12 protein-coding genes and 1 other annotated feature are annotated in these 14,925 nt (G+C 35.3%); of the genes, 11 read left to right on the top strand and 1 reads right to left on the bottom strand.

Annotated features, from left to right (window positions below):
- Positions 1–152: 152 nt before the first annotated feature.
- Entirely contained in the window at positions 153–620 is a 468-nt protein-coding gene (locus CAT7_RS09330) for a GAF domain-containing protein (protein WP_007724838.1), read from the bottom strand.
- Positions 621–838: 218 nt separating this feature from the next.
- Here CAT7_RS09330 and CAT7_RS09325 point away from each other — a divergent pair, with 218 nt between their 5' ends.
- From CAT7_RS09325 to CAT7_RS09275, 11 genes are all read left to right on the top strand, one after another.
- Positions 839–2,560 (top strand): septation ring formation regulator EzrA, encoded by a 1,722-nt coding sequence (locus CAT7_RS09325; RefSeq protein ID WP_007724836.1) that lies wholly within the window; start codon positions 839–841, stop codon positions 2,558–2,560.
- Between the two features lie 170 nt (positions 2,561–2,730).
- Positions 2,731–3,870: a cysteine desulfurase family protein gene (locus CAT7_RS09320; protein ID WP_007724833.1), complete on the top strand. Its 1,140-nt coding sequence runs from the start codon at positions 2,731–2,733 to the stop codon at positions 3,868–3,870.
- A gap of 34 nt (positions 3,871–3,904) precedes the next feature.
- The gene (thiI, locus tag CAT7_RS09315; RefSeq protein ID WP_007724832.1) at positions 3,905–5,122 is read left to right on the top strand and encodes a tRNA uracil 4-sulfurtransferase ThiI; all 1,218 of its coding nucleotides are present in this window, start codon (positions 3,905–3,907) and stop codon (positions 5,120–5,122) included.
- Positions 5,123–5,268: 146 nt separating this feature from the next.
- Positions 5,269–6,867: an amidohydrolase gene (locus CAT7_RS09310; RefSeq protein WP_007724831.1), complete on the top strand. Its 1,599-nt coding sequence runs from the start codon at positions 5,269–5,271 to the stop codon at positions 6,865–6,867.
- Between the two features lie 153 nt (positions 6,868–7,020).
- Positions 7,021–7,686, top strand: a complete 666-nt coding sequence (locus tag CAT7_RS09305) for a redox-sensing transcriptional repressor Rex (RefSeq protein ID WP_007724830.1) — start codon at positions 7,021–7,023, stop codon at positions 7,684–7,686.
- 127 nt (positions 7,687–7,813) lie between these two features.
- Positions 7,814–8,305, top strand: a complete 492-nt coding sequence (gene tpx / locus CAT7_RS09300; protein WP_007724829.1) for a thiol peroxidase — start codon at positions 7,814–7,816, stop codon at positions 8,303–8,305.
- A gap of 55 nt (positions 8,306–8,360) precedes the next feature.
- Positions 8,361–8,597, top strand: a binding site (T-box leader).
- A gap of 73 nt (positions 8,598–8,670) precedes the next feature.
- On the top strand, positions 8,671–11,316 hold the full coding sequence (locus tag CAT7_RS09295; protein ID WP_035019589.1) for a valine--tRNA ligase: 2,646 nt from the start codon (positions 8,671–8,673) through the stop codon (positions 11,314–11,316).
- Between the two features lie 144 nt (positions 11,317–11,460).
- The gene (locus CAT7_RS09290) at positions 11,461–12,765 is read left to right on the top strand and encodes a bifunctional folylpolyglutamate synthase/dihydrofolate synthase (RefSeq protein ID WP_007724827.1); all 1,305 of its coding nucleotides are present in this window, start codon (positions 11,461–11,463) and stop codon (positions 12,763–12,765) included.
- Positions 12,766–12,793: 28 nt separating this feature from the next.
- Positions 12,794–13,453 (top strand): HAD family hydrolase, encoded by a 660-nt coding sequence (locus CAT7_RS09285; protein ID WP_007724826.1) that lies wholly within the window; start codon positions 12,794–12,796, stop codon positions 13,451–13,453.
- A gap of 66 nt (positions 13,454–13,519) precedes the next feature.
- Positions 13,520–14,212, top strand: coding sequence for a RadC family protein (gene radC, locus CAT7_RS09280; RefSeq protein WP_007724824.1), 693 nt, complete (start codon positions 13,520–13,522; stop codon positions 14,210–14,212).
- A gap of 176 nt (positions 14,213–14,388) precedes the next feature.
- Positions 14,389–14,589 carry a cold-shock protein gene (locus CAT7_RS09275; protein ID WP_007724821.1) on the top strand — a complete coding sequence of 67 codons (201 nt, stop codon included), beginning with the start codon at positions 14,389–14,391 and terminating at the stop codon, positions 14,587–14,589.
- The last annotated feature ends 336 nt before the right edge of the window (positions 14,590–14,925 follow it).

The raw sequence follows: 14,925 nt of genomic DNA, 5'->3' as shown, positions 1-14,925 counted from the left end.
TCCATTTTTCAATCTTCACCTTTGCAGCCATAGGTTACGCAATTGCACCATTACTGGCAATGAACTGTTGACGTGAATACCACTCTCACGCTGCATTATTTTACACATCTGCAAGTATACGCTATAAATCATTAGTAAGTCAAGCCATTGTATTATATAATCGAAGGATCTAAAAGAATTTGAACAAATTTTTCTAAATAATTTTGGTCAACTTCATCAAAACGGTTGGTAATGGGAGCGTCAATATCTAAGACTCCAATAGTACGACCATCTTTAATCAAAGGAACAACAATTTCAGATTGGCTAGCTGCATCACAAGCAATGTGTCCAGGGAATTGATTAACATCTTCAACGAAAATACTCTCTTCTTTAGAGAAAGCTGTTCCACAAACCCCTTTGTCACGTTGAATCCTGATACAAGCTACTTTTCCTTGGAAAGGTCCTAAAACAAGTTCGTCAGAAGCTGGTTCATATAAGTAAAATCCAGCCCAGTTGATAGTAGGTAAATTTTCAAATAATAGAGCCGCTGCATTGCTTAAGTTGGCGATAAGATTAGTTTCATCACCGATTACGGCACTTAATTGTTTATTTGTTAATGAATAAGTAGATTCTTTTGTCATATATACACTCCTTAAAAAATTGATAACAGCACTCAGTAAAATTAATAAATTAATAGATTGAGGTGTGAGAATAATTTCTTCTATGTTATAATATACAATAGGTGTTTTTATAAGTAAATCCTTATTAAAAAATTAGATCAATTACATTAGTACATAAAAAATAATTATTTTTGTGAAATTAAAATGAAGCTAGCAGTAACTCAATCGGAGGGTTTAAAATGAAAATGGAAATTATCTTAATTAGTATCATTGTAATAGCTGTTGCAGCTTATGTAACCAGTTATTTTATGAAAAAAAAGCATTATCAAACGATAAACAAATTGGAACAACAGAAATTCGAATTAATGGATACGTCAGTTGCTGAAACGATTCAGAATGTTAAGAATTTGTCTTTAACGGGGCAAACAGAGAAAAACTTTGAACAGTGGAAAGACAAATGGAAACAAATTGAGTTGACTGCATTTCCAGATATAGAAAACCTATTATTTGATGCTGAACAAGCGACAGACCGATTGCAGTTAGTAAAAGCTAGCAAAGCTGAAACTAAAAGCAGCGAGCTGATAGAAAATACCAAAAAGAAAATTAAAGAAATTCAGTTAGCGTTGAACGAACTATTAAAAAGTGAAGAAAAAAATAATCAAGCTATAAAAAAAGTGCAAGAAATGTATCAAGGCATACGAAAAAAATTATTGACTCAAAGCTTTTCATTTGGTCCAGCGTTGGACAAACTTGAAAACAGACTCACTTTTTTGGAATTAAGTTTTGCTAATTTTTCTGAACTGACTACTTCTGGAGATCACATAGAAGCTGAAGAAGTGTTGAAAAAAGTTAGTATTGAGACAAAAGATTTAAATGATGCGGTTGTTACTATTCCAAATTTAGTTAAAGAAGTCAATACTGAGTTTCCATCTCAAGTCCAAGAATTAAAAGAAGGTTATCATGAACTAAAAGATGTGCAACACTTTATTTTCTTAGAAGACACGTTAACAGCTGATATTGCGGAAATTGAACAAGATGTAAAACAAAGTGGAAAATTAATTAAGCAATGTGAAATTGAAAAAGTTGAAAAATTAAATTCAATTATTGAAGAAAAAATTAATCATTTGTATGATGTTATGGAAGCAGAGATAACGGCTAAAGAAATGGTAGCAAAAGAGCAACCTATTTTGGCAGAATTTATTACATTTGTGAACAAAAGAAATCAACAATTATTGATTGAAATTGACCGCGTATCTCAAAGTTATACACTGGATGATACTGTTCTAAAACAAACAAAAGACATGCAAGAACAAATAGAAGAAGTTCAGCTGGATTTTGAAACATTTATGAGTGGCATCGAAAAAAACCAAGCTGTATATACAGTTGTAGCAGACAGTTATGCTGAAAGTGGCGAAAAATTAACTCAGATTGAGAAAAAACAAGAAGCGTTAATTAATCAACTAACAGACTTGCGTAAAGAAGAAACAGAAGTAAAAGAAAAAATTGATGATTTTGAGTTTAATATGCGTGGCATCAAACGCTATATTGAAAAACAGCATTTGCCTGGACTGCCTGAAGAATACTTAGATCTGTTTTTTGTCACGACAGAACGTATTGAAAAATTAGCTAAAGAACTAAACAAGTTGAAAATCGATATGACAGAAATCAAAAACATGTGTGAAATGTGTGAAGATGATGTTGAATTGCTAATTGATAAAACAGAAGAAATAGTGGATAGTGCATTGTTAACAGAATATATGATGCAATATGCTAATCGATACCGAAATGACCATCCTCAGATTGGAGAAGCTATTTTAGAAAGTAATGACTTGTTCAATAAGGAATTTCAATACAAGGAATCACTTGAAGTAATTTCTACGGCATTAGAAGCTATTGAACCTGGTTCGTTCAAAAAAGTCGAAACTCAGTATTTTGAAGAAAAAGCTAGAAATGCTAAATAATGAGAATTAAATGAATCGAATGAGAAAAAAGGCAAACAGAGTGGTGAATAAAACTGCTCTGTTTTGTTGTGTTGAAAGACTAAATACGTCTTGTATTCAAAAAAGTTTTTGTTATAATAAGTAAAGAATTTTTGAGTGCGGAATAACCTAAGAGAAAGTGTGACAATAAAATGATTTATTTCGATAATAGCGCAACAACTAGTATAGATAAAGATGTTCTACAGACCTTTGAAAAGGTAAGCCAAACCATTAATGGCAATCCTTCCAGTTTACACCAATTAGGTGACTATGCTGACGGTTTACTTCAACAATCTAGAAAGCAAATAGCTGATTTACTCCACGTTTTACCTGAAGAAATCTATTTTACAAGTGGTGGAACGGAAGGGGATAATTGGGCTATTAAAGGAACGGCAATTGAAAAACGACAATTTGGAAGACATATTATCACGACATCTGTTGAGCACCCAGCGGTCAAAGAATCAGTTGGTCAGTTGAAGATGTTGGGATTTGATGTGACGATATTACCCGTTGATCATAGCGGTAGAGTAGCCGTTTCTGATTTGAAAGAAGCTTTAAGATCGGACACTATTCTGGTTTCAATAATGGCTGTGAATAATGAAGTTGGAAGCATTCAACCTATTGGAGAGATTGAGGAAGTGTTAAAAAATTACCCAAGAGTCCATTTTCATGTGGATGCTGTACAAGCAATTGGGAAAATTCCTTTTTTATTAGGCAGCGAATCTAGAATCGACTTAGCGACTTTTTCTGCGCATAAATTTCATGGTCCTAAAGGGATGGGCTTTATGTATATCAAAAAAGGTAAAAAAATCGCTCCACTCTTAAATGGAGGTGGGCAAGAATCTGGCAGACGGAGTGGTACAGAAAATGTAGCCGGAGCAGCAGCGATGGCTAAGGCTTTACGTTTGGTACTTGAAAAAACAGAAGAAAAACAAAAGAGTCAAAAAGAAATAAAAACCTATCTAACGGAAAAATTAGCAGGATATAAAAAAGTTTCAATTTTTTCACAAAAGGAAGGTGCTCCTCATATTTTATGTTTCGCTTTAAAAGGAATCAGAGGAGAAGTTATGGTTCATGCTTTTGAAAAAAAAGAAATTTATATTTCGACAACAAGTGCGTGTTCTAGCCGTAATGGGACAACTTCCAGTACATTAGTAGCAATGAATGTACCTGAAAAAATAGCCACAAGTGCTGTGCGTATTAGTTTAACAGATACAAATAAATTAGAAGAAGCAAAGATTTTTATGGAAGAATTTGATCATTTGTATCAACAATTTAAAGATATCAAATAGATCAGAGAATTAACAGAGGGGAAGTAACTAGCACATGCAATACGATGAAGTAATGATACGCTATGGCGAACTATCAACAAAAGGAAAGAATAAGAAAATTTTTATCAAACAATTGGCTCATAATGTAAAGTTTGCTTTGCATGATTTTGAAGCATTGAAAGTCCACGGAGAACGCGACCGGATGCATTTAGAATTAAATGGTTCAGACAGTGATGCTGTTCTGGAAAGATTAGAATCTATTTTTGGCATTCAAACATACTCTCCAGTTAGACGCATAGAAAGAGATCTCGAACTTGTAAAAAAAGTTGCTGTTGAAATGATAAAAGAATTATATACAGAAGGAAAAACATTCAAAATCGCTACTAGACGTTCAGATCATGATTATGAGCTAGACACAAATGATATGAACCAACTGCTTGGAGCTGAAATTTTCAGTAAAATTGAAGGCATAAAAGTTCAAATGAAGAAACCAGATATTACCTTGCGAGTAGAAATTCGTAATGAAGGTTTCTTTCTTTCAAGCAGAACCATTTTAGGAGCAGGAGGTTTACCTGTCGGATCAAGTGGCAGGGGAATGCTGATGTTATCTGGCGGAATTGATTCACCAGTCGCCGGTTATTTAACTATGAAACGCGGTGTAGATATTGAAGCTGTTCATTTTCATAGCCCGCCCTATACAAGTCCACGTGCTCTTCAAAAAGCAAAAGATCTTGCTGCTAAGTTAGCTGCTTTTTCAGGGAGTGTTCAATTTATTGAAGTACCGTTTACTGAAATTCAAGAAGAAATCAAAAAAATCGTTCCAGAAGGTTACTTAATGACAGTTACGAGAAGGTTAATGATGAGATTGACTGATCGTATTCGTGAAGAACGGAAAGGCTTAGCAATCATTAATGGAGAATCACTAGGACAAGTTGCTTCACAGACGTTGCATAGTATGATAGCCATTAACGATGTGACGGCTACTCCCGTTATTCGACCAATTATTTCGATGGATAAAAATGAAATTATTGAAATTGCTCAAAAAATAGATACGTTTGAGCTATCGATTCAACCATTTGAAGATTGTTGTACAATTTTTGCACCGCCATCACCTAAAACGCAACCTAAATTAGAAAAAGCACGTAAGTATGAATCTAGACTTGATGTTGAAGGGTTAATAGAAAGAGCAATGAATGGCTTAGTGATTACAAAAATTACTGTTGGAGACACATTAGAAGCACAACAAAAAGCTGATTTTTCAAGTTTGCTATAAAAATCAGCTAAAACGCTGAAAAAGGACTGAATGCATCGTATGTGCTTAGTCCTTTTTTTGTAGCTTTACTAGCATTAATTTATCAGATGTAACATGATGTTTGAGTGGTTATTCTTAAAAGGTGAATTGAGACAGGAGGATGTAAAGTGAAGTTATGGAAAAATGGTCTTTTTTATACAATGGAAAACGAAGGAGAAACCGTTTCAGCTGTGATCACTGATAATGAGAAAATAGTAGCTGTTGGCGAGGAAGCAGAGTTGAAAAAAAACTTTGTTAAACATTTGACTGAAGAGATTGATTTAAATGGAGAAATAGTTTTTCCTGGTTTTGTAGACAGCCATTTACATTTGTTGTGGTATGGCTTGAGTCTTGCTCGTTTAAATTTAAATCAATTGAAAAGTAAAACAGAAAGCATGGCTAAGATACGAGAAGCCGTTCAGCGGTTATCGCCTAATGAATGGTTATTCGTGGAAGGTTACAATGAAAATGAATGGCAAGATGACTCAACACCTATAACCAAAATAGACTTAGATGCTATCTCAACAAATCACCCCCTATTGGTTCGTAGAATTGATTATCATAATGTTGTGATCAACACGCCGTTGATCAATAAAATTGGAATCAAAGATGGGCAGATCTATAATGGTGGTGGAGAGATCCAATTAGATCAAGAAGGTAAAGTCACTGGGGTTTTAAAAGATGAGGCTACAAATTTAGCTATAAACGCTTTTCCAATGGCAACACCAAAAGAGCAAGAGGAATACTTAACATTAGCAATTGAAGATTTATGGGCAAAGGGAGTAACGGGTGGTCATTCTGAAGACTTGCATTATTTTAACGGCTTTGAAGGAACGTTGAAGACGTTTCACGATGTCATTGAAGAGAAAGAAAAAGCTTTTCGGGTTCATTTACTAATTCATCATGAGGAACTGAAAGCATATAATCATTCCGAGGAAAGTTTTCTAGATGGCAATCCTTTTATAGAATTAGGTGCTATGAAAATATTTTATGATGGAACTGTTGGATCTCAAACAGCATTAATGAGTCGGCCTTATGCTCGGAGCACTAATTATGGTCTAAAAGTTCAAACAGATGAAGTTTTTGTTTCTTTAATAAAAGCTGCACGCAAAGCTGAGTTACCGGTAGCTATCCACATATTGGGAGATCATGCGTTTAAAAAAGTAATAGAAACACTTCGTGAGTATCCGCCGCTAATTGGCCAACTCGATCGTATGATTCATACACCTTGGTTGAATAAAGAACTGCTAAAGGAAGCAAAAGATTTGCCGTTGATTTTTGATTTACAGCCGCAATTTATGAGCAGTGATTTGCCTTGGGCGCTTGATGTTTTAGGTGAAAATCATCCGCCATTAGTTTTTGCTTGGAAGAGTATAAAAGATGCTGGGTTTCCTATTGCTGGAGGAAGTGATGCTCCAGTTGAAATACCTAATCCTTTTTATGGCATACACGCAGCTGTTACAAGAACTGTAAGAGGAACAGAAAGTACCAAAAGGTATTTTCCAGAAGAGGAATTATCAGTATTTGAAGCTCTGTCTCTCTATACCACAGGAAGTGCTGCGGCTGGATATAAAAAAAATTCTAGAGGGAAAATAAAATCAGGTTATCTAAGTGATTTTACTATTTTAAAACAGAACCCTTTTAAAGTGAAAACCGAATTTTTATGTGACATAGAAGTTTCAAAGACCGTCATAGGTGGCGAGATAGTATTTCAAAATAATGATTAATCAGTAGTAGAGTACGTTTTACTATGAAGATGGCTAATAAGGGTCATCTTCTTTTTTTGTTCAATATAATTGTGATTAACATCACAATTATATTGAGTTAATCGCTAAAAGATGATATGATAATTAAGAAATTGAATGTCAGGAGGAGAAAATGTGGAACTAAATCCCAAGATACACCAAATTCCAAATGCAACGGCTCATAGGCTACCTATTTATTATCGGTCTTTAAAAAAATTGAATGAAGCGGGTGTAGAGCGTGTTAAATCAAAAGAATTAAGTCAGATGACACAAATTCCTTCTGCGACGATCCGACGTGATTTTTCGCATTTTGGTGAATTAGGCAGAAGTGGATATGGTTATGAAGTTGTTTATGTAACAGAAGTTTTTCGTGAATTGTTAAATGTGAATAATATCATTAATGTTGTACTTGTCGGAGCTGGAAACCTTGGACAAGCGATATTAAGAAATAACTTTAAAAAAGAAAGAAATATCATCATCAAAGGTGCTTTTGATAATGATTCAAGTCAATTTGGGAAAGAAATTTCAGGTATCCAAATTTTACCAATGGAACAAATGAAGGATTTTATTATAAGTGAACAAATTTGTACAGCTATTTGTGCTGTACCTAGTGAGGTATCTCAAGAAGTAGTGGAACAACTGATTGATGCAGGTATTACTTCTATTTTAAACTTTGCACCAGGAAGAATAAAAGTGCCCGTTAACATTCAAATGAAGTATATTGATTTTTCTAGCGAAATTTTTACCATGGTTTACCAAAATGAAGCTCTTTACCCGGCTAACTTAGTTGAAGAAGACTAGGATTACAGCTGAAAAAAAGTGAAAAAGCAGAACGGATTAGATTCGTTATTTTATGCTGGAATATTGCTTTAAAAAAGGATTCTTCGTATACTATTCTAAGAGAAGTTATAGAATAGGGAGTGTTCGTATGGAGATAACGAGAAAAGGTACACCGTATAAATTAAAAGGGGTACAACCAAAAGTTGGCAATAAAGCACCTGATTTTGAAGCAGGAAATTTAACAGATGAACAAATTAAGTTAAGTGACTTTGCTGGTAAAGTGGTATTAATCAGTGTGGTACCAGATATCGATACGCGAGTATGTGCGTTGCAAGCAAAAGAATTTAATAAAATTGCGAGTGAATTAGAGGGTGTCCAACTAATTACGATTTCTAATAATTCCAAAGAAGAACAAGCTGATTGGTGTGCTGGAAAAGATATTTCAATGGAAATGTTGCACGACAGCAATTTAGAATTTGGCGAAGCGTATGGTTTAGTAATGGAAGAGCTAGAAAAGTTAGCTCGTTCAGTGTTCGTAATCAACCCTAAAGGCGAAATTACTTATCAAGAAATTGTTTCAGAGATGTCTAGCGAGCCCGATTATGATCAAGCTATCAAAGCGGCAAGAGCTGCGCGCTGATAAAACAGTAAGAAGCATATTGAAATATAGCTTTTTTAATGCTACTATATAAAAATAAAAGGCAATGAACAAGAGGAGTAATTTTATTTGCTGGCTTTGAGAGAATAGAACAGATGCTGAGAGTTCTTAGTCACAGTAAAATGAAGGTAGCTTGGGAGCTGGCAAGGTGAAAGTAAAGTAACTTTGTTCGGAGTAACGATCCGTTAAAAATGGAACTAAGAGGTATACTTTTGAAGATAACAAAAGTGTGCAATATAGGTGGTACCGCGAATGAACAGCATTCGTCCTAATAATAATTTATTATTAGGATGGATGCTTTTTTTGTTTTTCAGATTGATTAAGTGAAAGTATAAAGGAGAGATAAAATGACAGACGAATTGAAAATGTCTACTAAATATCAACCGAATGAAGTAGAAGCTGGTCGTTATGATAAATGGGTAGAAAAAGGCTTGTTTAAACCAAGTGGGGATAAGACGAAAGAACCTTATTCTGTGGTTATTCCGCCTCCCAATGTAACTGGTAAACTGCATTTAGGTCATGCTTGGGATACAACTCTGCAAGATATCATTGTTAGACAAAAAAGAATGCAAGGGTACGATACATTATGGTTGCCAGGAATGGACCATGCTGGAATTGCAACTCAAGCAAAAGTGGAAGCGAAACTTGCTGAGGATGGAATTTCACGTTACGATCTTGGACGCGAGAAATTTATTGATACCGTATGGGATTGGAAAGAAGAATATGCAAGTGTTATTCGCGAGCAGTGGGCAAAAGTTGGGATTTCAGTTGACTATAGCCGCGAACGTTTTACGTTAGACGATGGATTATCTGAAGCGGTACGGAAAGTATTTGTTACAATGTACAATAAAAAATTGATTTATCGTGGAGAATACATCATCAACTGGGATCCAAAAGCTAAAACGGCTTTATCTGATATCGAAGTGATTCATAAAGATGTTGAAGGTGCTTTTTACCATATGAGTTATCCTTTAACAGATGGAAGTGGAGTAGTTGAAATTGCTACGACCCGACCTGAAACGATGTTAGGTGATACAGCAATTGCGGTACATCCTGAAGATGAACGTTACAAACACTTAGTCGGTAAGACCGTTATGTTGCCATTGATGAATCGTGAAATTCCTATCATTGCAGATGAGTATGTTGAGATGGATTTCGGTACAGGTGTAGTGAAAATAACTCCTGCTCATGATCCTAATGACTTTGAAGTTGGGAAACGTCATGATTTGCCACAGATAAATGTGATGAATGATGATGGTTCAATGAATGAGTTAGCTGGTAAGTATGAAACGATGGATCGATTTGCAGCTCGTAAAGCTGTCATAAAAGATTTAGAAGCTGAAGGACGACTAATCAAAATTGAAAAAATGGTACACAGTGTTGGTCATTCAGAACGTACTGGTGTTGTAGTAGAACCGAGATTATCCACACAATGGTTTGTAAATATGGCTCCATTGGCTAAAGAGGCTATTGAAAGCCAAGGTACAGAAGATAAAGTGAACTTTGTACCAGAACGTTTCGAAAACACGTATATGCGTTGGATGGAAAATGTTCATGATTGGGTTATTTCACGTCAATTATGGTGGGGTCACCGTATTCCAGCTTGGTACCATAAAACAAGTGGTGAATTATATGTAGGAATGGAAGCTCCTGAAGATAGTGAAAATTGGATGCAAGATCCGGATGTTTTGGATACTTGGTTTAGTTCAGCACTATGGCCTTTTTCTACAATGGGATGGCCAGATGAAGAATCTGAGGATTTCAAACGTTATTTCCCTACAAATACACTTGTAACAGGATACGACATCATTTTCTTCTGGGTTAGCCGTATGATGTTCCAAAGTTTAGAATTTACTGGAAAACGTCCGTTCAACAATGTATTGATCCATGGTCTTATTCGTGATACTGAAGGTCGGAAAATGAGCAAATCCCTAGGAAACGGAATCGACCCTATGGATGTTATTGAAAAATATGGAGCTGATGCACTACGTTGGTTCTTGTCAAACGGTTCTGCTCCAGGGCAAGATGTTCGTTTCAGCTATGACAAAATGGATGCTGCTTGGAACTTCATCAATAAAATTTGGAATGCTAGCCGTTTTGCTTTAATGAATATGGAAGACTTTACTGTCGATCAAATTGATTTGACTGGTGAAAAAACAGTTGCGGATAGATGGATTTTAACTAAGTTAAATGAAACAGTTGAGAAAGTAACCGATTTATTTGAACGCTTTGAATTTGGTGAAGCTGGACGTCATTTGTACCACTTTATCTGGGATGATTTTTGTGATTGGTACATCGAAATGAGTAAAGAAGTATTGTTTGGCGAAGATGAAACTGCGAAGCAAATGACTAGAAGTATATTAGCTTATGTATTGGATCAAACGTTACGTCTATTGCACCCAATTATGCCTTTTGTTACAGAAGAGATTTGGGAAAATATTCCTCATGAAGGAGAATCATTGGTAGTAGCTGAATATCCAGTCGTACATCCGGAATTATCTGACGAAGCAGCAACGAAAGGTATGGATGTATTGATGGAATTAATTCGTTCCGTTCGTAATAGTCGTGCGGAAGTAAATACACCTTTGTCTAAAAAAATTGAACTTTTAATCAAAACAAATGATCAAACCGTTGAACAATTCTTGAAAGCTAATACATCTTATATCGAAAGATTCTGTAATCCTGAGACTTTGACGATTTCAAGCGAAATAGAAGCTCCTGAAACAGCAATGTCAGCTGTGATCACAGGTGCTGAGATATACTTGCCGTTAGCTGGATTGATTAATTTGGAAGAAGAAATCGCTCGTCTGAATAAAGAATTAGACAAGTGGAGTAAAGAAGTTAAACGAGTTGAAGGGAAACTAGCAAATAAAAGATTTGTAGAAAGTGCTCCTGATGCAGTAGTTGAAGCTGAAAAGGCTAAACACGTTGATTATCTTGAAAAACAAGTTGCAGTAACCGAACGTATAAAAGTATTAGAAAACCAGCTTTAATCGTTAAAAATCGATAAAATATAAAAACGAGCAAAAACTAGGATACAGTTAGTTTTTGTTCGTTTTTATTGTAAGCTAGTGAAAAAGACGTTAGGGTAGTTTATAATTAGTTAGGATAGAATATAGAAAAAGTGGAGGTAAATCATGTTTGCTACCTATGAAGAAGCACTGAACTGGATTCATACTACTAGAACGTTTGGCAAAAAACCAGGACTAAAACGAATGGAATGGATGTTAAGCCAAGTAGGGCATCCGGAAAGAAAATTTAAATCAATCCATATTGCGGGAACAAATGGTAAAGGTTCTACGTTGGCTTTTTTAAGAGGCATGCTGGAAGCTAATGGCCAAATAGTTGGAACCTATACGTCTCCTTATATTGAACTATTTAACGAGCGCATTAGTGTCAATGGTGATCCTCTATCCGACGCCGAAATTTTACGTTTAGCGAATATTGTCTATCCATTAACTAAAGAGCTGGAAAAAACAATACTTGGTGAACCAAGTGAATTTGAAATTATTACGATGATGATGCTGCTTTATTTTGGTGAAGGCCATGCGGATGTCGTTTTGATAGAAGTAGGTATTGGAGGGACGTATGACTCGACAAATGTTATCACTCCAATCGTTTCAGTTATTACAACTATCGGATTAGACCACATGAATTTGCTTGGAGATACATTGTCTGAAATTGCAGGAAATAAAGCAGGTATTATTAAAGCAACTGTTCCTGTAGTAATTGGTAAGATAGGAAAAGAAGCAATGACAGTTATTGAAAATAAGGCTGCTGAACAAGATAGCACATTGCTAAAATACAATCAGGATTTTTTTGTTACAAAATGGCAAACTCTTCCGACGTGGGGAGAACAGTTTGTCTTTGAAGACGATTTTATCCGTCTCAGCCCCATTCAAATAGAGATGTTAGGTCGTCATCAAGTGGAGAATGCTGCTGTAGCTGTTGAAACTTTACGAGTTTATAGTCACGAAACTGGATTAGCTATAAATCATGAAAAGTTGCTTAGTGGTTTAAAACATACTTTTTGGCCTGGAAGATTCGAAAGAATAAACGAACAACCCTTGTTGGTGTTAGATGGCGCTCATAATGAACACGCAATGAAAACACTTATTGAAACAATTAAAAAGAATTTTGCGCAACAAGAGGTTTATATTATTATGGCTACTATGCGAGATAAAAATATTCAAGGAATGGTAGATCAGCTAGAAGAAATACCGAATAGTCATCTGATTCTTACGAGTTTTGATTATCCTAGAGCAGCTGGAATAGAAGAGTTAAGTAAGGTTGCGCTAAAGAACGGAGCAGTAACAGAGCACTGGCAAAAGGCGCTAGTAGATTCGCTTAATGAGATGGATGAAACTGGTATCGTGCTTGTAACGGGTTCGCTCTATTTTATTTCTGAAGTCAGGAAATACCTAAATGAAACGAATGATTAAAACTTAAATAAACTATGGGGGTAAGAAAATGGCTAAAGTTGAAGCTGTAATTTTTGATATGGATGGTCTGATGTTCGATACAGAAGTTCTTTATTATGAAGCTAGTAAAGCAGTTGCAAAAAAGAATGATTTAACCTACACATGGGAATTTCACGAAAAGTATATTGGGATTTCTGATGAAGAATTCCACAAAGCAATCCACTTGAAATATGAAACTAAACAAGCTGAAACACTGATTAATGAGAGTGGTAAAGCCTTACTTGAACATGTTGAAATTAATGGGCTACGCAAGAAAAAAGGGTTACTTGAATTGTTGGATTATTTAGAAAGCAATTCAATCAAAAAAATTGTTGCCTCAAGCAGCATCAAGTCACTGGTCACTTTATTTTTAGAAAAGGAACAGTTATCGCACTATTTTGATGCTATTATTGGGGGAGATGAAGTCTCACGTGCAAAGCCGAGTCCTGAGATATACGAAAAAGCATGGAAGAAAGTGGCTATACCTAAAGAAAAAACGCTTGTGTTAGAGGATTCGCTTAATGGGATTCGCGCAAGTTATGATGCCAACATACCGGTTATTATGATCCCAGATCTAATACAACCGACGGATGAAGCTAAAGAAAAAACTGTAGCGATTCTTGATGATTTAAGCGCTGTAAAAATGTTTATTGCACAACAAAATCAATAAATAAAAAATAAAATCGACTTCTCCTTTTTCGCGGATAGTAATATTGTGAAAAAGGAGGATTTTTTTATGACAATGAAAAGTACACATCTGATTAATGAAGTGCCCAGTCAATCAAGGCCGAGAGAAAGGTTAGAGTTGTATGGTGAAAAAGCTCTTGCTAATCATGAATTGCTTGCTATATTGCTGAGGACAGGTACAAAAGGAACCAATGTTGTAACACTTGCTATGGTAATGCTCAATCATTTTGAAGATCTTTATCATTTGAAAACAGCTTCAAGCCAAGAATTGATGACTATTTCTGGGATTGGGAAGGTAAAAGCACTCGAATTAAAAGCAGCTATTGAAATAGGTGTCCGCATTTCACAAGCTTCACAAATTAAAATCGGTCAAATTACTTCTAGCACAAAAGCTGGCGAGATGCTTTTAGTAGAAATGCAGGGATTGCAACAAGAAAATGTCGTCGTTCTTTATTTAAATACCAAAAATGAAATCATAAAAAAAGAAACGATTTTTATTGGTGGGCTGAATTCGTCAGTTGCACATCCAAGGGAGATTTTTAGGGGAGCTGTGAGGTATTCAGCAGCAAGGATAATTGTAGGGCACAATCACCCTTCGGGTAATCCTGAACCTTCTGAAGCGGATATTCAGTTTACACGTAGGATGTCCGAATGTGGAGAACTGATGGGAATTGAACTGCTAGATCATATCATTATTGGGGAACAGGAATTTATCAGCTTAAAAGAAATTGGAGTCTGCTGAAAATATACAATTTGTTTAAGGGATTATACATAATGGTTGCTTAATTAAAATACTCATGCTATACTTACGTTGAGTTTTTGTTAGGTAGAAAATAGAATTGTTTCAGAACATTCCAATTCGCACCGCAAGCAAGAATATCACTATATGTGCTACAAGGCACGAGGAGGAATTTCATTATGGAACAAGGTACAGTAAAATGGTTTAACGCAGAAAAAGGTTTTGGATTTATCGAACGTGAAGGAGCAGACGATGTATTCGTACATTTCTCAGCTATCCAAACTGACGGATTCAAATCTTTAGAAGAAGGACAAACAGTAACTTTCGACGTTGAAGAAGGAAACCGTGGACCTCAAGCAGCAAACGTAAACAAAGCTTAATTCAAAATTAAAATTGTTTGAGAAGTTAGTCTTAGGACTAGCTTCTTTTTTTGTTTTACAATAGTTAGTCTGGTGACTAAAAATCGCCTACACTATTTTTATAGGCGTTTCGTCAAAATAGTATGGATGTTTCTGATCGCTATACCGTTAGATCAAGAAATAGTTACTAATCTTAAACAGATTAAACGCGGATAAATGCTCTTTGAATAAAAGAAAGTTCGTAAAAATAATCTCTAATTATTAAAGAAATGTACATAAAGGTTGCTTAATTAAAATACTCATGCTATACTTACGTTGAGTTTTTGTTAGGTAGAAAATAGAATTGTTTCAGAACAT

Source organism: Carnobacterium sp. AT7 (genome assembly GCF_000171855.1).
Classification (GTDB): Bacteria; Bacillota; Bacilli; order Lactobacillales; family Carnobacteriaceae; genus Carnobacterium_B; species Carnobacterium_B jeotgali.
Note: the sequence above shows the minus strand (reverse complement) of the source record. Positions and strands in the feature narration are given on the sequence as shown.